General features: G+C 37.3%; 17 protein-coding genes, 1 tRNA gene, 1 other RNA gene and 2 pseudogenes. 9 read left to right on the top strand and 12 right to left on the bottom strand.

Translation table 11 applies throughout. The features are described 5' to 3' along the window. Window positions 1-76 precede the first annotated feature (76 nt). The 4 genes from RDV49_RS01095 to RDV49_RS01080 all read left to right on the top strand — a co-directional run bounded on the left by RDV49_RS01095 (window position 77) and on the right by RDV49_RS01080 (window position 3,802). Window positions 77-811, top strand: coding sequence for a response regulator transcription factor (locus RDV49_RS01095; protein ID WP_037608250.1), 735 nt, complete (start codon window positions 77-79; stop codon window positions 809-811). Window positions 812-842: 31 nt separating this feature from the next. After that, window positions 843-2,129 (top strand): sensor histidine kinase, encoded by a 1,287-nt coding sequence (locus RDV49_RS01090; protein ID WP_037608252.1) that lies wholly within the window; start codon window positions 843-845, stop codon window positions 2,127-2,129. Between the two features lie 288 nt (window positions 2,130-2,417). Further along, a complete protein-coding gene (locus RDV49_RS01085) occupies window positions 2,418-3,098 on the top strand; it encodes an ABC transporter ATP-binding protein (protein ID WP_003010654.1) in 681 nt (226 codons plus the stop codon). Beyond that, a complete protein-coding gene (locus RDV49_RS01080) occupies window positions 3,095-3,802 on the top strand; it encodes a hypothetical protein (RefSeq protein ID WP_003010655.1) in 708 nt (235 codons plus the stop codon). Before RDV49_RS01085 ends, RDV49_RS01080 begins: the two co-directional genes overlap by 4 nt. 197 nt (window positions 3,803-3,999) lie before the next feature. Here RDV49_RS01080 and RDV49_RS01075 read toward each other — a convergent pair whose 3' ends face one another. The 5 genes from RDV49_RS01075 to RDV49_RS01055 all read right to left on the bottom strand — a co-directional run bounded on the left by RDV49_RS01075 (window position 4,000) and on the right by RDV49_RS01055 (window position 9,433). Beyond that, window positions 4,000-4,530, bottom strand: a complete 531-nt coding sequence (locus RDV49_RS01075; RefSeq protein WP_003010706.1) for a hypothetical protein — start codon at window positions 4,528-4,530, stop codon at window positions 4,000-4,002. A 430-nt stretch (window positions 4,531-4,960) separates the two neighbouring features. Then, on the bottom strand, window positions 4,961-5,653 hold the full coding sequence (locus RDV49_RS01070; protein WP_003009836.1) for an Rv2686c family ABC transporter permease subunit: 693 nt from the start codon (window positions 5,651-5,653) through the stop codon (window positions 4,961-4,963). 1 nt (window position 5,654) lies between these two features. Beyond that, window positions 5,655-6,482: an ABC transporter ATP-binding protein gene (locus RDV49_RS01065; RefSeq protein WP_003009839.1), complete on the bottom strand. Its 828-nt coding sequence runs from the start codon at window positions 6,480-6,482 to the stop codon at window positions 5,655-5,657. A gap of 659 nt (window positions 6,483-7,141) precedes the next feature. After that, entirely contained in the window at window positions 7,142-8,287 is a 1,146-nt protein-coding gene (locus RDV49_RS01060) for a low temperature requirement protein A (protein WP_003009842.1), read from the bottom strand. Window positions 8,288-8,590: 303 nt separating this feature from the next. After that, window positions 8,591-9,433, bottom strand: a complete 843-nt coding sequence (locus RDV49_RS01055) for an aldo/keto reductase (protein ID WP_016466258.1) — start codon at window positions 9,431-9,433, stop codon at window positions 8,591-8,593. 102 nt (window positions 9,434-9,535) lie between these two features. Here RDV49_RS01055 and RDV49_RS01050 point away from each other — a divergent pair. After that, window positions 9,536-9,877 (top strand): annotated as a pseudogene (locus tag RDV49_RS01050) (T6SS immunity protein Tdi1 domain-containing protein); the annotation flags it as partial. A gap of 545 nt (window positions 9,878-10,422) precedes the next feature. Here the strand turns inward: RDV49_RS01050 and RDV49_RS01045 are convergent. The 4 genes and pseudogenes from RDV49_RS01045 to RDV49_RS01030 all read right to left on the bottom strand — a co-directional run bounded on the left by RDV49_RS01045 (window position 10,423) and on the right by RDV49_RS01030 (window position 13,927). After that, window positions 10,423-10,938, bottom strand: a complete 516-nt coding sequence (locus RDV49_RS01045) for an HdeD family acid-resistance protein (protein ID WP_000672741.1) — start codon at window positions 10,936-10,938, stop codon at window positions 10,423-10,425. Window positions 10,939-11,156: 218 nt separating this feature from the next. Continuing rightward, a pseudogene (locus tag RDV49_RS01040) lies at window positions 11,157-11,573 on the bottom strand (helix-turn-helix domain-containing protein). 518 nt (window positions 11,574-12,091) lie between these two features. Further along, the gene (locus RDV49_RS01035; RefSeq protein ID WP_003009857.1) at window positions 12,092-13,102 is read right to left on the bottom strand and encodes a YeiH family protein; all 1,011 of its coding nucleotides are present in this window, start codon (window positions 13,100-13,102) and stop codon (window positions 12,092-12,094) included. Between the two features lie 315 nt (window positions 13,103-13,417). Beyond that, window positions 13,418-13,927 carry a helix-turn-helix domain-containing protein gene (locus RDV49_RS01030; RefSeq protein WP_003009860.1) on the bottom strand — a complete coding sequence of 170 codons (510 nt, stop codon included), beginning with the start codon at window positions 13,925-13,927 and terminating at the stop codon, window positions 13,418-13,420. A 207-nt stretch (window positions 13,928-14,134) separates the two neighbouring features. Here RDV49_RS01030 and RDV49_RS01025 point away from each other — a divergent pair, with 207 nt between their 5' ends. From RDV49_RS01025 to RDV49_RS01010, 4 genes are read left to right on the top strand one after another with little or no spacing between them, the layout of a single operon-like run. Further along, window positions 14,135-14,317 carry a hypothetical protein gene (locus RDV49_RS01025; protein WP_003009863.1) on the top strand — a complete coding sequence of 61 codons (183 nt, stop codon included), beginning with the start codon at window positions 14,135-14,137 and terminating at the stop codon, window positions 14,315-14,317. A gap of 45 nt (window positions 14,318-14,362) precedes the next feature. Continuing rightward, the gene (locus RDV49_RS01020; protein ID WP_003009866.1) at window positions 14,363-15,340 is read left to right on the top strand and encodes a hypothetical protein; all 978 of its coding nucleotides are present in this window, start codon (window positions 14,363-14,365) and stop codon (window positions 15,338-15,340) included. Window positions 15,341-15,351: 11 nt separating this feature from the next. After that, window positions 15,352-15,540, top strand: a complete 189-nt coding sequence (locus RDV49_RS01015; RefSeq protein ID WP_000369785.1) for a DUF3173 domain-containing protein — start codon at window positions 15,352-15,354, stop codon at window positions 15,538-15,540. A 1-nt stretch (window position 15,541) separates the two neighbouring features. Beyond that, a complete protein-coding gene (locus RDV49_RS01010) occupies window positions 15,542-16,681 on the top strand; it encodes a tyrosine-type recombinase/integrase (protein WP_310744360.1) in 1,140 nt (379 codons plus the stop codon). A gap of 86 nt (window positions 16,682-16,767) precedes the next feature. Here the strand turns inward: RDV49_RS01010 and RDV49_RS01005 are convergent. The 3 genes from RDV49_RS01005 to RDV49_RS00995 form a co-directional block, all read right to left on the bottom strand. Beyond that, window positions 16,768-16,840: transfer RNA gene (locus RDV49_RS01005), tRNA-Lys, on the bottom strand. A gap of 5 nt (window positions 16,841-16,845) precedes the next feature. Beyond that, a non-coding RNA gene (gene ssrS / locus RDV49_RS01000) (6S RNA) lies at window positions 16,846-17,038 on the bottom strand. A gap of 66 nt (window positions 17,039-17,104) precedes the next feature. Continuing rightward, the gene (locus tag RDV49_RS00995) at window positions 17,105-18,376 is read right to left on the bottom strand and encodes a replication-associated recombination protein A (protein ID WP_037608262.1); all 1,272 of its coding nucleotides are present in this window, start codon (window positions 18,374-18,376) and stop codon (window positions 17,105-17,107) included. Window positions 18,377-18,478 lie beyond the last annotated feature (102 nt).

The following is an 18,478-nucleotide window of genomic DNA, read 5'->3' as shown; positions in this document are numbered from 1 at the left end:
CTTTTGAAAGAGTGGCTCAGCAGGCATCATTTATGGTAAAATAGAACATATTCGTAGAGGGGAAGGAGTGAGGACTTTGTTGAAGATTTTTGTGTTAGAAGATGAATGGATCCAACAATCGCGTATCGAAGCGGTCTTGCAGGATCTCATCCGTCAAAAATTCTTGCAATGCAAAGCGCCAGAAGTGTTTGGGAAGTCAAGCCAGTTGCTGGATGCTATCACAGAGAGAGGCGCCCATCACCTATTCTTTTTAGATATCGAGATTAAAGGTGAGGAGAAAAAGGGGCTGGAGATCGCAAAAGAGATTCGTAAGAAAGATCCCCATGCGACCATTGTCTTTGTCACCACTCACTCTGAATTTATGCCCATTACCTTTCAGTACAAAGTGGCTGCCTTGGATTTTATCGATAAAACGCTGGGTGAGGAAGAGTTCAAAGAGAGAATCAGCTCAGCCATCGATTATACCTTGGAGCAAGCTGGGACCACGATTGCGCAAGATGCCTTTACGTTTGAGAGTGCGATGGCGCGTGTACAAGTTCCTTTTAATAAGATTTTGTATGTTGAAACGTCTCCAACCATTCACAAGGTCATTTTACACACCCAGGAAGAGCGCTTGGAATTTTACGCTAGTATTGCCGATATCGAAAAAGCAGATCCCCGCTTGTATCGGTGCCACCGCTCCTTTGTGGTGAATCCGCAAAATATTACGAAGATTGATAAAGAAGCCAAGAAAGCTTTTTTTGAAAATGGGGACAATTGCTTGATCTCACGGACCAAGTACAGAGGCTTACTGGAAGCTTTGAAAAAATAGAAGGGAGAAAGAATTGCTGTTAGATATTCTAATGTCTTACCTAAAGTTCTTCGTCAGCATGCTGATCTATCGTCATATCAGTAGACAAGAGTTCACCTTGCGCTGGCTCTTTTTGTGCCCCTTCTTCTTTGCAATTATCTTTACCCTTGTACCACCGGTAGGCTTTTTTGGCTATTTCTTAGTATTTATTGCCTATAGTTTCTACCGAAATCGTAACATACGACACCTTTTGAATATTTTTTATGGGCTCTATCCGGTTGTCATGGAGAGTCTCATTGGGCGTCTCTTAGCCTTTTATGTCTTTCCAATGTTAGGGATCGTACTTGTTCATGAGGCATCTGTCAGCTGGTATGATGCTCTACTTGAATTGCTGGTCTTTCCTGTTTATATAGGAATCACTAAATTGTTAAAACTAGATTTTACAGATTTAAAAGTAGGGTTTCAACGGCAGTATTTTAATCGTTTCCTACTCCCAATGGATCTTTCCATGTTTGTGTATTTGCTCAGTGTTGTAGGTCTGGTGGTTTTTGAGGATGCTATTCCTCATGCAGATGCTTTACGGGAACAGTTAAATAGTATTTATCTGATTTTGTTTTTTGTGATGCTCTTGTATTTCAATGCAGTGTCCAAAGAACGATTGAAACAAGAGATTCTAGAGCAAAAAGATAGGCAACTGCAGGAGTTAGCCACCTATAGCCAACACGTCGAAATGCTCTATGGGGAGATTCGTGCCTTTCGTCATGATTACCTGAATATTTTAACCAGTCTCAAATTAAGTATTGAGCACGAAGACCTCAATGCGATCAGGGAAGTCTATGAGAATGTTCTTCGAGAGAGTGGCCAGCAATTTTACAATAGTAAGTTTGATATTGCCAAACTCAGTCACATAGAAAATCCAGCTGTAAAAAGTGTTCTGTCCGCAAAATTATTGGAAGCTCAAAATAAAGGGATTGGGATCTCTGTCGAGATCGATGAACCTGTTCGTGATTTATTCATCGAGGTTTTAGATTTCATCACCTTCTTATCCATCCTTTGTGACAATGCTATTGAAGCGAGTCTTGAATCAGAGGACCCCCAGCTGACCCTTGCCATGCTTCAGGAAACAAACTCCCTCATCTTAATCGTTGAAAATAGTACAAAAGCTGAAAAAATAGATCTGGCGAGAATTTTTGAAAAAGACTACTCGAGTAAAGGAGAGGGCCGCGGTCTTGGCTTGTACAAGATCCAACAATTACTGGAAAAGTATCCCAAAACGACAGTGTCTACCAAGAGTTCAAACTACCGATTTACTCAGAGCCTGACCTTTTGGAAGGAATAATGGAAGAGAGAGTGGGACAGAAATCGGTAATTCGTTAGAATTCGATTTCGTCGTCCCACCTCCTCACAGTTGAGTAGGGCTGTAAAAGCTGATGAAATCAGCGTAGTAGAGCCCACTCAACCACTGCGTCTTGCTCGACAATCCAAAATAATTGAGAGGCTAGGACTTTTGTCCCAGCCTCTTTTTTGACCATTCGCGACGATTTTCTGACCGATTCTGACAGAGAGCCACAAAGCCTGTCCCTTTGAAGTATACTGTACACAAGATCAATAAGAAAAGAGGGATCGTATGTTTCAGGTAGCATCTATTACAAAATCATTTAAGGAAAAAGCTGTATTAAAGGGAGTGTCTTTTTCGATAGAAGAAGGAGATAAAATTGCCTTGCTGGGAAATAATGGGGCAGGTAAAAGCACCCTGTTCAATATTATCGCTGGACAGCTCCAGGCCGATTCGGGGACGATAAAGACTTCGCTTGATTTTCAAAGAGAAATTGGGATGATGCCTCAGGGGGATCTGCTCATCGAGGATCTAACCGTCGCTGAATTCGTCGAATTAAAAAGCCGGATGAATCAGCTGAAGCAGGCTGATATCAATGGACTCTTAGAGATGGTCGAATTGAGAGAATCAAGAGAGCAGATGGTGGGCAGTCTTTCCGGTGGTCAAAAGAGACGCTTGTCCTTGTTGGTAACTATTTTGAATCATCCAAAGTTGATTTTTTTAGATGAGCCAACGACTGGCATGGACTTGGAAGCAGTGGATAATTTTTGGAAATTACTGGAGCAGCAAGAGTTTACATCTGTTGTGGTGACCCATGATTTTAACCAAATCGATGCCTTTTTTACAAAAGTCCTGATTTTAAAAGATGGTCGAATTGCTGCCACAAAGTCTGTCGAGGACATTCACCAGGATGGTCAAACCATTGAGCAGTATTTCCGAGAAGAGATGAATAAAGGAGGGGAACAAGCATGAAAAAGATTCAATTAAAACAAGTTTTACGAAATAAGCGCTTTGTATTATTCACCATTATTTTACCCATAGGCTGGTATATCTTCTTTGATCAGCTTCAAAAAGGGGTTTCGCCAAGTATTTTATTAGGCATTGCCGTATTTATCGGGGTCATTGGCAATAGCCTTGCAACCTTTAGTAAGCGGATCGCCTCAGATATCGGGTTTTATTCTTTTGAATCCCATTTTACAAGCTATAGTGTCAAGAACTATTTATGGGATCAATCGATCGTACAACTGATTTTGAACAGCTTGATCTTTTTAGCAGTACTAGTAGTTGCTGTTCTAGGTTTTCGCTTTCCAGTGACGACTAGCCTGTTGGTACAATTTTTCCTCTTATCCTTGATGGGGATCTACTTTAGCGTGATTGGCTTTGTCCTTGGGGTAAGAGTAGATGCCAAGACGATTGATACCATTGGCTTTCCTATCATTATTTTGGCCGCTATGACCATTATTCCCTTTGATACGCTTGGTGCAAGTGGAGGATTTATGGACTTAGTTGGCAAGCTACAACGGGCTTTCCCAGGTTATTATTATACAAAGCTGATCCAAGATTTGACCGAGAAACAAACGGTCGATGCCACTCAATTAGCGCTCTTTGTTGCCGTATTTGGATTGAATTTGCTATTTTTCTATCTGCTCGTACCCAAAGGAAAAATGGGGAACTAAGAGCAGTTAAAAAGAGGTTGGGACAAAAGTCCTAGCCTCTCAATTGTTTTTGGATTGTCGAGCAAGACGCAGTGGTTGAGTGGGCTCTACTACGCTGATTTCATCAGCTTTTACAGCCCTACTCAACTGTGCGGAGGTGGGACGACGAAATCGAATTCTAACGAATTACCGATTTCTGTCCCACTCTCTTTTCTTTGCTATAAAACGGTTATTCGGTATTCGTCCGTCAAGTACTTGGAAAGATCTTGCCAATCTTCTTCCTTAAATTTACAAAGATTGACGAAGAGTTTTACGGTATGGTGCTCTGTGTTAATGATGACATTCGATTTTGAGAGATTTTCTAGTGCTGTATTGTCCCTCAGTTGAAATTCGATGAAATAACTCTTACTATTTTGGTGATCGGGGTCACTAACATCGACCTCTTTATAAGCTGCAGTTACCAAATCTTCCTTGGGAATAAAGATATCTTTTGTCAGAATCACTCCCTGATAAGCATGGATCCCATCAGAAGTCAGTTCAAAGGCGATCTGACGATTAGTCAGCCTTTTGATCCCAGCAATGGTTGCATAGACCGCAATTAACAATAAAAGGATCTGAATGAGAGTGATAAAAGTGATTTTTGGAAAACCCTCAAAACCTAGGACCGATAAAAAAGCTAAGTGGACAAAGATCGCACAGGCAAAAGCCAAAAAGCCATATCCGACATATTTTGAATAATAGATTTTCATTTTGGACTCCTTACATTTAAGATGTAACGAAAACTTGGAATTTCAAGTACCCTTATCATAGCGGATTCAGGCAAGAACTGTCAAATGTTTGCTAGGGTTCAAAGGTGCTTTTTTATTTTAAATGGAATAACAATGATGCAGGATGTTCTAACTTCGTACGCTACATTATAGTGTATAAAAATATGAGCCAAATACTTTTGAGACAAGCAAAAAAGCCTTGTAAACCAAGGCTTTTACTGTTGAAGTTTGATGTCCCCTGCATGGATTTGGAAAGAATTTTCATACTGATAGTAATTAAAAATATTGAAATATAAGTGATTTTAGGGAAATACTTTTAGGTATTTTCAATGTCATGATTTAAAAATGGGGCAAAAGTGTGGCAAAAATTATTTTATCAGTAACCTAGGCCCGATAAATTGCTTACATCATCTCAATGTTTCTTATTCCAGACGAATCCCGTATATACAAGTGCGGACATTAACATGATCCAAAGTAACAATGTTAAAATTTGTATATTATAAAGATTGAAGGCAGAGATATCATTAAAATATTGATTATGCGCTCCTAATAGAGAAAAATCTGTTAATAATTTAGCAAATTTATTTATGCTCGAAAACATAGGGAGAGTCATAATGACAAGATAGAATATTAGACTCACGGCAGAGGCTTGTGTTTGATTTTTACAGAACAAAGCTATAGCAAAGTTGACCAATATAAAACAAAGTATCGTAAGGAAGGTTACTACTGAATATAGAGCAAGATTAGGTATTGAGATACCAAAAGTAATAGGCATCACCCAAACACCTATAATTGAAAATAGAAATGGAAATAAGACTGTAGAAAAAATATACTCTGGAGTTTTGACTCCTGTTAAAATTAACGTTCTTAAATTCTTTTTATCTTTTTCTTCACTGATGATTAGTGTAGTAAAGGTTCCAGCGGTCAGACTATAGATGGTAATAATCGCCATATTCATTAAAAAGATTGAACCACGAACGTCTGGCACAAAGTTTAAAAGTGAGAAGTCGACTATTGGTGTGAATACACATACAAATAGAATGATTTTGTTATGAAGAAGGTATCTATACCGTAACCATAATAAACTAAAAAATCGTTTAAGCATATTATAATTTGTCTCCTGTTAATTGAATAAAGATACTCTCAAGGCTTGTTTCCAGAGTATTAATTGTTTTAGTGTTCTCTCCTAGATATTTATAAGCCTCCTCTTTAGGAACAATAATCTCTCTTCCATCAAAATAGCTTATTTTAACCTTATCAGTCTGGCTGTACTTATCAATAATCTCTCGAGGCGAACCTTGTTCGACGATTTTTCCTTCATGAAGTAAAGCGATTGAATCACATAACTTGGTCGCTTCATCCATGTTATGAGTTGTTAAAAAAATAGTTGCCCCAGAGTTTTTTATTTCAAGTAGTAGTTCATGAACGATTTGAGATAGGGTTGGATCCATTCCAGAAGTTGGTTCATCTAAAAAAATTACTTTTGGTGAATGTAGAATCGCCCGAATTAACAACATTCTTTGTTTCATTCCGGTTGATAACTTCTCTGCTTTATTAAATCGATCATCATATAACTTCAATCGCTTTAATAAATGATCTAGATATGATATTTCTACACTGTGGAATTTAGCAAAAAATAAAAGATTATCGTACAGAGACAGTCTATCATAGAAACCTACATTATCACTCATAATTCCCAATTCTAAAAAGTCGTCAGAGGTTAATTGGGCGCAATCCTTTCCTAATATTTTAACCTCTCCTTCATCAGGTGGTAACTGACCAGTTAAAATATTGATTGTCGTAGTTTTGCCAGCACCAGATGGTCCTAAAAAACCAAATATTTCTCCACTATTTATTGAGAAACTAATTTCTTTGAGTGCTGTTTTGTCTTTAAATTTTTTGGTAAGATTTGAAATTAAGATACTTTCGTTCATTTTATATCTTTCTTTTAGAAAATTATTACGTAATTTGTTACCATCACGATAAATTGGAATACGGGAATTTTATTTGTCAGTACATAGGCTTATTCCTAAAGTTTTAAATCTATAATACTAAGATTTAAAAGATAAAGCAAGATATATTCTTTAGTTTGTTAATTTTTGAAATGTGGTTTACTCGCAGATAGTTTTTACACTTATCGTATTAAAATCTCTGAATGAAAGTAAAGATGTATTTTCTAGTTTATACAGAAGAGGTGGTACAAATCCATTTGTCTTAAATAAACAAAAAAGCCTTGAGTGGTTTTCAAGGCTTTTTGTGCATAAAAAAATGCCCCCTACATGAATTTGTAAGAACTTTTCATATTGAAAATAAACAAAAATGTTGAAATATAGCTGATTTTAGGGAAATACTTTTAGGTATTTTCAATGTCAGGATTTAAAAATGGGGCAAAAGTGGGGCAAAAACAAATTAACGAAAAAAATATCGAGTTCGTGCATCAAGTAAATGATAAATTGCAAGAATAAGTGCAACATTTACTCGAACTCATCCTCTAGAGCTTCACTAGCAGTTCTGTAAGCTAAACATTTTCGTGGTCGGTGATTGATATCATATAAAGCCTTGGTTCCCAAAGCTTTTTTATGTTATAAACTCATTAAAAGAACCCCCAGTTAGATTTGGAATATTTTTTATTCTGTGTCATATAAAAATAAATAAAATGAGTGGCTATAGCTAGAGCTAAAATGGTTGTTATACTCACTACTATTATAGGATTAGAAGCAAAGATTAAAGAGAGAATCAAGGCAGCCAGATAGAGTGTCGCTTGGACACAGTAGTAACTTTTCGAATAGCGAAGATAGTGTTTGTTATGGGGCCCATTTACTAGGACAGCAGCTTGAAAGAGGCCAAATCCGATATAAGAGAAGCTGGTTGCAAAGAGACGATTAGCTTCAGGATTCAGAAGAAAACTCATCGATACAGTCATCATCATAAGCCCAATGAAAATAGGATAGTGACTGTAAATTAGAAATAGTCCCTTTTGATTAGATTTTTGATCAATAGCATGGTCGAATTGACCAAAATAAAACAAGAACAGAGAAATCATAATTATGAAATAAAGAACCGAATAAATCGAGAAATTCTCGATTGTAAAGAAGTTAGCTAGCCCCATAATCATCTCTCCAAACGTAATAATGACAAGAAGGGAGATGCGCTCGATTAAATGGGGGAGATTTACCTGGTAATGCTTATCTTTACTAAGCAAGATAATTGGCATAATAAATGTTAGCAGAATACTAGCAAATAAGATAGAGACCCCAACGTAAATAGGAAGAAGAGTTGCTAGATAGTATCCTAAACTTCCTAGACCTGTTATCCATAGAAAACCTTTGATACTTTCCCGATTAGCATTATCGGTTGATTTTCTAAAAAATTCAACCAAATATTGTAAAAATAAGGTAAAGGTTAATGTACCAATAGCCCAACAGAGATAATGAAAATATTGTTGCCAATCAGGTCCCATCATATTGGCTATAAAGAGTAAAATTCCCATTTTGATAAACATGATTACCATGTTAAATAAAGAGTTCTTTCCATAGCGATTGGTATAAAGGGTTTGAATCATCCAGGAATCGGTGAGAAACAAGACAGCTATGAAAAAATCAAGGAAAGAATTCCAAGTCAAAATACCGTTATGAAGATGCTCAATTAAAGTAGTTACTTTTGAAATTGCAAAAACAAAAACTAGGTCATAAAAAAGTTCTGAAAATTCTACACGTTTATGTTTAATAAGAGTTGTCATATTAATACCTTTCTATTTTAGAAATACAATTCATTATAACAGAAAATGGTAATGAGAGAAAAGGATATGCTTAAATAATTTCATGTGGCGCGAATTGTCAAAATCTTGGAGCACATTTACCTCATGTACCAGATTACAGGCGGAGTGTTTGATGATTGATAATGAAGTACGTGTATTCTGAGGCAAAAGATTTCGAGACTCCATTACGTAACTCCCATCTATAAATAAAAAATGATAGTTTCATCATAGCAAATCTAAAGAAACACGCTAAAAAGCAACCCTGACGAGTTGCTTAAAATCCTATTAAAAATTAACTGTGTCAGGATCATTCTGAGTTTTGGTGCCTTGAATCTTATCCAAGACTGCCATATCTTCCTCTGATAAGTCGAAGTCGAAGATATCCAAGTTACCTTTTATATTTTTAGGTGTCACAGACTTAGGTAGTGGCAAGAAACCTTTTTGGAGGCTCCAACGCAGAGCAATTTGTGCCACAGATTTACCGTTACGTTCAGCCACTGCTTCAACATCTTCATTTCCAAAAATGCTACCTGTACCTAGTGGACTATAGGCTTCAAGAAGGATATCGCGCTCTTGGCAATAGTCAACTAAGTCTTCTTGGTCACAACCTGGAGCCAAGAGGATTTGATTGACATGTGGAACAATTTTAGCTGTTTCAAAAAGAGCTTCTAGGTGATGTTGCATAAAGTTTGACACACCGATAGCACGCACCTTACCTTCTTTGTAGGCTTCTTCCATAGCCTTCCATGCACCCGCATTGCCAGCCTTCCAAGCATCATTCTCACGAAGCGCCTTTGGATTAGGCCAATGGATAAGCAAAAGATCCAAATAATCCACACCAAGTCTTTCGAGAGACTCATCGATAGAAGTCTTAGCCAACTCGTAATCGTGCTTATCATTCCAAAGTTTGGTGGTTAGGAAAATATCCTCACGTGCCAAATCACTATCAGCAATCGCCTTACCTACGGAAACCTCGTTACCGTAAATTTGTGCGGTATCAATATGTGTGTAACCCGCCTTAAGTGCGAAGCTAACGCTGTTATAGGCTTCTTCGCCTTCAGCAATTTGCCAAGTTCCAAAACCAATTTTAGGAATAGCAACCCCATTTGCAAGTGTATATGTTTCCATGATTTTCACCTTTTCTTTTTTTAATAGTACTATCTTAAAAAAGATAAGACAAAAATGCAAAGATTTGCTACGGCTATTATTATGAATAGTTCCTTACTTCTTTTTCCTATGTTCGTAACAGCATTTGGAGATATTATTACTTGGGAAGAGAATGAATTTGTTGGTATTGTAAAATATAACCTTCAAGACTGCGACATTATTATAAAGAGCTTGAAATATTTCCTTCAGTATTTAGATAACTCATATGTGACTGATAACTTTGAACTGGATTTATATAGACAAGCTGTATCAAAACATGGTGCTCTGTCTTATAACCAATGTTTCGGTTTTGTCCCGCTCTTGGCATTAGGAGGCTTTAAAGATGTGGATTACATGGATAAAGTAAAAGTCCTGGAACACATTTATCTCATGTACCAACTCACAGGCGGAGTATTTGACGATTGATAAAAAAGAACCACCCTTGCGGTGGTTTTTTCGACGAAAACGAGTGTGAGATAAATAACGAGTCTTTGGATGAGACTCTCTAATTTGGTGAATATAAATTATTTGGTACAAAATTTGGTACAAAAAACAAAATGACAAGCAAAAAAGCCTTATAAATCAAGGCTTTTTCCTGTTGATTTAGATACCCCCTACATGGATTTGTAAGAACTTTTCATATTGAAAATAAACAAAAATGTTGAAATATAGCTGATTTTAGGGAAATACTTTTAGGTATTTTCAATGTCAGGATTTAAAAATGGGGCAAAAGCGGGGCAAAAACGAATGACTCGTATTTTGTTTGAAAACCTATAATACCTAATGATTATGCTATTCTAGATATATAGTTTTGTTATAAATAAATGTCAGTGCGAGATCAAATTGGAGAATAAAATGGAAAAACAAATTTCTACGTAGAATGGAATGCGAAAAAGTGATAATTAAAGAGACGAAAAAGCTGAGAATATGATTTCCCAGCTTTTTTGAATGCGATAGAAATAGCAACTAGACTATTTACGAAAGGCCTCAATAATGTAGGTGAAGCCAGTAACTAAAAATGAAAAGGCAATGACATAAACGACAAAGACACCTGTAGCCACTGGATTGAACAGAATCACTAGACCTAGTAAAAATTCAAGCAAGGCTACCCACGTGATATTGCTACCAATAATAGGGAAAATCAATCCTAGACGAATGCCTTTAAAGAAAGCAATAATGGCTTCTACAATTAACCAAATTCCTACAATGGTCGGAATGACGACCGGCAGGGTCACAAAACCATAAGCAACGAGGTAAAGAGCTAAGAGAAGACTAACAAATCCTTGGAAAAGATAAACAGGTGAGCGAAGCTCTTTTGGTGCAGAGAAATAGCCTAAAATAGCTGCTATAGAAGAAACCAGTAAACCAAATGAAATCCACCAGCTGTAAGCAACAAGATTAGCTACTGGGTTTGTAAATAGGAAAAGTCCTAAAAGGACAAAAACAACTCCTGCAAGGAATAGCAGTAAACGATTAGAAAATTTCATTTCAATACCCCCTATATAGTATAGTTTTCTAATAAAACTATTGTACTTATTTTTATAGAAAATGTCAATAAAATAAATAAACAATTTGGAAGTTTCAGTCTGACTTACAAAAAGAAAAGGAGTTTTCACTCCTTTTCACAGATTGAAGACAAAGTCCTTATAAAAGTGTCTTCTAAAGATTTTAACTTCAATCTGAAGCGAGGTTATCCTCGCTTTTTCTATTTATCAAACAATTCCTTATTTTCAATTAAGAGTTCTAGTGGAGATTTATCCCTTGCTTCAATAAAACCAGGTTCATATTGGTTATGAAGTGTTCTTTTCTGAGAAGTTGGATCAATATACAACTCATCTCCATCTTCTGTGTATAGTTGGTTGCCTCTTGTTAAGTAAAGTAAATCCTCTTAGTACTGTCCATCAGTTTCTAGAAAATCTTCGATGTATTTGACAGCTTTTAAAATCTCACTTACTTTATCAGAGTATTCATTAGATTCAAGAACACTCTTTTCTAACTCAATCTCTTTACTAGTTCCAAATAGTTGGGTTGGAGTTGCATTAAAATATTCTGCTATCTTATCCAAATTTGCAAAGGTAGGATAGCTTTTTTGTTTTTCGTAATCAGAGATGTCTGGAAAGATTGCTCATAAAAAAATGTGGGGCAAATGATGGGGCAAATCAGTTATAGACAAGCAAAAAAGCCTTATAAATCAAGGCTTTTTCCTGTTGATTTAGATGCCCCCTGCATGGATTTGGAAAGGATTTTCATATTGAGAGTAATTAAAAATATTGAAATATAAGTGATTTTAGGGAAGTACTTTTAGGTATTTCCAATGTCATGATTTAAAAATGGGGCAAAAACGAATGACTCTCATTTGGTTTGAAAACCTATAATATCTAATGATTATGCTATACTAGAAATATAGTGTTGTTATCAATAAATATCAGTGCGAGACTAATCGGAGGATAAAATGGAAAAACAAATTAATGAAAAAATTATCGAAATGGATAGGGAATATCCCTTTTTATTTTGCTTTAAATCAGATTTTTGGATGGAATAGTAGATGATAAGACAAAATATCTTTGAACATACAAAAAGACAAACGCCAAAAATGACGTCTGTCTACGTTCTGAGGTAGCCTTTAGGCTCCCTTTTTTCTTAGAAAATACCGATGAGTAATTGCATGCCAAGACTAGTCAGGATGATAGCAATCCAGCAAAGGGCTCCAAGAAGAATGGATTTTCCACTGGATTTGATCATAGCAACGAGGTTAGTTTTGAGACCAATAGCACTCATAGCCATGATGATGAGGAATTTGGAGAGCTGTTTGAGAGGTGAAAAGAAGCTATTGCTAACACCAAAAGAAGTAAGGACGGTAGTTAGCAGAGAAGCTAGGATGAAGTAGAGAATGAAAACGGGGAAGATTTTTTTAAGCTTTACTCCTTGGTTGTTGTCTTGTTGACGGCTTTGCCAATAGGAGAGGAAGAGAGTAATAGGGATAATAGCTAAGGTACGAGTCAGTTTGACAATGGTTGCAGATTCTAGAGTATTGGTATGATACAGACTATCCCAGGCGCTAGCTGTGGCTGTTACAGAGGAAGTATCGTTGACCGCAGTACCCGCAAAGAGAGCAAAACCTTCGTTGGAGAGATGGAGCCAAGAACCTAGAGTTGGAAAGATAAGAGCTGCCAAGACATTGAAGAAAAAGATAACAGAAATGGCTTGGGCTACTTCTTTTTCCTTGGCGTGAATAACAGGAGCAGTCGCTGCAATGGCAGAACCGCCACAGATAGAAGAGCCTACCCCAATCAAGGTAGCTAGCTTTGTATCCATGTTAAAAAATCGTTGGAAAAAGAAAGCAATAATTAAAGCGATAGAAATAGTCGAAAGGATGACAGGAAGGGAAGATTTTCCAACTGCGAAAACTTGAGAGATATTGAGTCCAAAACCAAGTAAGATAACAGCATACTGAAGCAATTTTTTGGAGCTATAAGTCAAACCAGCATCCAGTTGTTTATAGGGAGTGAGAAAGGGGTAGAGAATCATTCCGATAAAAATGGCGAAAACAGGTGCTCCCACAACAGGCAGAAAGCCTCCTAAAACCCAAGAGATGATAGAAATGATCAGACAGACTAACAGTCCTGCCCAATTTTTTGATAGAAATGACATAAAAACCTCCGAAAATAAATACTTCTTATTATAATCTTATCTGTCAGAAAAGTAAAATAGAAAGTAGGAATAAGGTTGTAAATTAACGGAATTTTGCGGTCAGAGAGCTTTTGTAGTTTAATAGATATATGTTCTTTGATCAATAAGGATGCAAATGTGGCATATGTTATTGAAAAAAATGAATTTGATGAGCCTGGATATGTGAAGTAATTATGTGAGATAAGAAAATAAATAAGAGAGTTGAAAATGTACTGCACCCCAAAAGTTAGACAGAAAAAATCTAACTTTTGGGATCAGTACATATCCTCGCTTTTTTTAATCTAATAGGTCCTTATTTTCAATTAAGAGCTCTAGTGGAGATTTATCTCTTGCTTCAATAAAACCAGGTTCATATTGGGTATGAAGTGTTCTTTTCTGAGAAGTTGGATCAATATACAACTCTTTTCCATCTTCTGTGTATAGTTGGTTGCCTCTTGTTAGGTAAAGTAAATCCTCTAAGTACTGTCCATCAGTATGTAGGAAATGCTCGATGTATTTAACAGCTTTTAAGATTTCACTTACTTTATCAGAGTATTCATTCGATTCAAGAACACTCTTTTCTAACTCAATCTCTTTACTCGTTCCAAAGAGTTGGGTTGGAGTTGCATTAAAATATTCTGCTATCTTATCCAAATTTGCAAAGGTAGGATAGCTTTTTTGTTTTTCGTAATCAGAGATGGACTGTTTACCGATTCCTAAATCTTCAGCTAGTTGAGTTTGGCTTACTCCTTTTTCTATGCGTAGTCGTGCCAAATTGGGTCCAAAATTTTGAATAATAAAGGTCATGGGAAACTCCTATTTTTATTTTTAACTTATTTTATCACCTATAAACTTACAAATCAAGTTTTTAGTTGACTAATTAAAATATTTTTTATAAAATATATTTATAACTTATAAATAAGTTATAAATAATACAAAATAGCTCGTAAGTTTAGGATTGGTGAGTGGGGAGGAAGTTGAGGACGAGACTATGACTTATGACTATTCGAAGCCTTGGAGCTAGAAATTGTGTGGACAAGGACAAGGGACGAGCCTGACGGGAAGTCAGGCGAAGTCCTGCAGACTGCCGTCCAGACAATTTCTAGCCAAGCAAAAGCTGGCTATTCTAACAGCCAGCAAAAAGGTACACTTAGGGCAACGCCCAAAGAACGACGGAACGAGCAAACGTTGATTTGACGGTGTTTCTGAGACCTAAAAAATCAAAAAGAAGGGGGGACAATTTTGTTGGTTTCTATACAAGATTTAAGAAGCATTCAAGAACAATGTGATGTAGGAGAATTAGTACAGAGGTTAGATGTCAGTATTGATAGATTAACGGTTATCTGGGATACAGACACTGGTTCCCTAAGACGAATTTTCAAAAATCTGAAACAGGCAATAAGTACAAGAGTTGACGCATTTGAAATACATGATAACGTGCGAGATGATGTCTTTACTTTAGCTAAGGATCTTAATGAGTATGATTCAATCAATATTATATTTTTTCAATTATCCACTTATGGAGGTGAACAATTGATTCGGATTGATTTCAATCCTAACACTTTAAAAGAATTTGATGGAATGAAAGTATGGAGGCAATTAATGTACTTTGCCAGATTGAATTCATTGACGGTACGTTTGTCTCGTTTTGATTTGGCATTTGACATTTTCAACAGGCCTGAAATCGTTAATTTGCAACATATTAAAGGTGGTGTTACCCATAAGGTCTTCTACGGTAGAGGGGGCGAATTAGAGACGAAATATTGGGGTTCTAGCGGTAGTAATGTACAAGTTAGGTTATATGATAAGAATAAAGAAATCATTGCTCACAAGCGCGAAGAGAAGCTAGATTTGGCTGTAAATCCGTTTTGGTGGAGACTAGAGTTCCAACTCAGAACCAAAGCGATTGGTGAGGAGATGGTCCAAGATGTTATGAATCGACTTGATAATTTCGGATTTTATAAGCTAGAACATATTCGAGTGGAGCAAAGAGCATTTACAATTATCTTTCTCAACAATCCTGAACTGTTATCATTGGCTTTTCCAAATTTAAAATCAGACAGCATCAAAAAGAAAAAAACAAGAGTCCGCAAACTATTGAGAGAAGAAACGAATCAATTTGCGGAAGAACTAAAAGAAGTATTAATACAGAATCTCCCTAAATTAAATGCAGATTTACAACTACTTGTAGGCGAGTTTCTGAATTTAGAAAATAAATAAGGAGGATAACTATGGACAATAATTTAATTAGTAACAAAGAATTAATTGAAATGGGCTATCGCCCTCATACAGCAAATGATATCATTCATCAGGCAAGAGAATTACTTGTCTCACGAGGCTATACATTTTATAATCGCAAACGTTTGATGGTTGTTCCAAAAAGTGTTGTAAATGAGATTCTAGGAACTGAGGTGGCGTAATATGGCAAGTGTTCGTTATCGAAAGCGAGGAGATAGTAATTTATGGACCTATGAAATTCGTAACGAAGGAAAAACTGTTGTTCATAATAGCGGTTTTAAAACAAAAAAACTTGCAGAGTCAGAAGCTGAACCGATTCTGCAAGAACTTCGTTTAGGAAAAAGAATTTCTAGAGATATTTCTCTTGTAGATCTGTATCAAGAATGGCTTGAACTAAAAATTCTTCCGAGTAGTAGGTCGGAAGAGACAAAGAGAAAATATCTTCTCCGTAAAAACACAATTGAAAGATTATTTGGAAATAAAAAAGTCACTCAAATTCGTGCGAGTGACTACCAAAGAATTATGAATAAGTATGGGCAAACAGTTGGTAGAAATTTTCTTGGTAGATTGAATACTGGGATTCATCAGAGCATCCAAATGGCAATTGCCGACAAAGTTCTAATTGATGATTTTACACAACATGTCGAGTTATTTTCATCCAAAGAACAACAGATGACAGAAGAGAAATATTTACATACAGAAAGGGACTATCTGGATTTACTTTTAGCAGTAAAGAGAAAATTTGATTACCAACGTTCAATTGTTCCTTATATTGTCTATTTTCTATTAAAAACAGGCATGAGGTTTGGAGAGTTAATAGCGTTAACTTGGAATGAAGTTGACTTTGACAGAGGACTGCTAGAAACATATAGGAGGTTTAATACCCTTTCTCATAAATTTGTCCCTCCAAAAAATAAAACGTCTATTCGGATGGTACCGATAGACGAAGAATGTATTAAGATATTACAAGTCCTAAAAATTGAACAGGAGAAGGCTAATAAAGAGCTAGGAATCAAGAATAGGTATAAAATGATTTTTCAGCATTATGGATATATTCACTTGGTACCAGATATTGCAAGTGTCAATAAAGCTTTGAGTGTTCTTTTAAATGAATTAGATATTTATCCAATTATCACGACAAAAGGAGCACGTCATACCTATGGAAGCCACCTCTGGCACAAAGGATTTGACCTTGGAGTTATTGCAAAAATTCTAGGGCATAGAGATATTTCAATGTTAGTAGAAGTATATGGACACACTTTAGAAGAGAAAATTTTTGAAGAATTTAATCAAATTAGAGATGTTTGGAAAGATTGCTCATAAAAAAATGTGGGGCAAATGATGGGGCAAATCAGTTATAGACAAGCAAAAAAGCCTTATAAATCAAGGCTTTTTCCTGTTGATTTAGATGCCCCCTACAGGGCTCGAACCTGTGACCCATAGATTAAGAGTCTACTGCTCTACCAACTGAGCTAAGGAGGCAAATATAAAAAGCTGTATTGGTGCCGAAACTTCACGATTTGTATTGAACCCGCGCAATTAAGCAGGTGGGCAACTCGCTCTGACTTAGCTGCTTCCGCGTGAAACGGCCTGCATACTGCCAGAAGTCTTTTGTTTCCCTAATAATACAAAAAATAGTCGGTCAACACTTAAGTGTGAAGTCGTACACCACAGCGTTTCTATATGTATATGATACCACATTTTGAAAATATTTCAAGGGAAAATCTCAATTTTTTGAAACCGATGTCACTTTTTCTTAAATTGATCAATCTTCTCCTTGGTGGCTCCGAGAGCACGCTCGTACTTGCCATTTTCATTGGGAATAAAGTAGGAGGCGTGTTTGAGCTTGTCTGGCAGGTAGTCCTGATTGACCCAGTTGCCAGGGTAGTTGTGGGGGTATTTATAGTTTTGCGCATTTCCCAGTTCCTTGCTTCCGGCATAATGACCATCGCGGAGGTGGCGAGGAATAGGAAGGTTGCCAGAACTTCTAAGATCAGCCAGCGCCTTGTCCATGGCAACGTAGGCTGAGTTAGATTTTGGCGAAAGGGCTAGATCGATGACGATGTTGGCGATGAGAATGCGTGCTTCAGGGAAGCCGATGCGCTCAGCTGCTTGAAGGGCTGTTACCGTATGAATCTGCGCATCTGGATTGGCCAGACCGATATCCTCATAAGCGATGACAGTCAAGCGACGAGCTAGGCTGGGTAGATCTCCGGCTTCGATCAAACGAGCGGCATAGTGGAGACTAGCATCGACATCCGAACCACGGATAGATTTTTGCAGAGCAGAGAGCACGTCGTAGTGGCCGTCTCCATCTTTGTCCATGGTGATGTAGCTGCGCTGGAGACTGTTTTCCATGATCTCTAGCGTAATATGGCGAATTCCTTCTGCATTTTCAGAGGTCGACAGCACCGCCAGATCGAGAGAATTAAAGGCAGAGCGAAGATCTCCATTGGTTGAGGTAGCGATGAAATCCAAAGCGTCCTCATCGAGCACGACTGGAAAATCAAAGCCACGGTCGGGATCATCCAGCGCCGTTTTTAGAGCTTGCTTGACCTCCTCCGTCGTCAACGGTTCCAGCTCAAAGATTTGTACGCGGCTACGAATAGCGGGTGTGACAGAGAAAAAGGGATTTTCAGTCGTTGCACCGATCATGATGACAAGACCACTTTCGAGCAAAGGCAGGAGAAAATCTTGCTTGGTTTTATCGAGGCGATGGATCTCGTCCAAGAGCAGGACCAAGCCACCAGAAAATTTGGCCTCCTCTGCGATTTCTTGTAGGCGTTTTTTACTGTCAACTGTTGCATTAAAGGTCCGAAAGGCATACTTAGTCGTTCCTGCGATCGCAGAAGCAATACTGGTCTTTCCGATCCCCGGAGGTCCATAGAGAATCATAGAGGACAGACGATTGGCCTCGACCATGCGACGAATGATTTTGCCTTCTCCAACCAGGTGCTGTTGACCGATGACTTGATCGATCGTTCGTGGTCGCATACGGAGTGCGAGATTGTCGGGCATTTCCTTCTCCTTTCTAGCTTTGTCTCCTTTCAAAGAGGCGGTTTTTATGGTAAGATTGTAGTAACTATTGTATCATATTCCGCTCTAAGAGTGGGAAATTAG

It is taken from the genome of Streptococcus parasanguinis, from assembly GCF_031582885.1.
Lineage (GTDB): Bacteria > Bacillota > Bacilli > Lactobacillales > Streptococcaceae > Streptococcus > Streptococcus parasanguinis_M.
Note: the sequence above shows the minus strand (reverse complement) of the source record. Positions and strands in the feature narration are given on the sequence as shown.